This is a genomic window from Mesorhizobium sp. BHbdii, from assembly GCF_053848045.1.
On the sequence record NZ_JBSPKX010000214.1, the window covers coordinates 1 to 446 of the forward strand.

The 446-nt window shown below is 65.9% G+C and carries 1 protein-coding gene; it reads left to right on the forward strand.

Annotated features, from left to right (window positions below):
- A partial coding sequence (locus tag ACWTU8_RS32695; protein ID WP_455851361.1) for an enolase C-terminal domain-like protein occupies positions 1-436 on the forward strand: 436 nt, incomplete at its 5' end.
- Positions 437-446: the final 10 nt, after the last annotated feature.

Genomic DNA, 446 nt, shown 5'->3' on the forward strand with positions numbered 1-446 from the left:
GTCCGGCGAGCGGCTGATCGGGCGCCGCGAGTTTACGCAATCGATCGCGGCGCGTGCGTTCAACATTGCCCAGCCCGCTATCTGCCATACTGGCGGTCTGCTCGAGACCAAGAAAATCGCGGCTCTGGCGGAAACCGCTGGCATCGGCCTTGCGCCGCACAACCCGCTCGGCCCGATCGCCGGCGTCGCAGCGCTTCACTTCGGCATATCGACGCCGAACGTCATCATCCAGGAGGAGATGTCGGGCGCGGTCGCCTGGTACGACGACGTCGTCACCTGGCCGATCGATCGCAAACCCGGCCGCTGGGACGCGCCCGATCTGCCGGGCCTCGGCGTCACCGTGAATGAAGATGTCATCGCACGCCACCCCTTCAAGCAGGAAGTGCTGCATGCCCGCAACGCCGTCATGCCCGACGGCACCGTGGTCGATTGGTAAGCGCCATGAC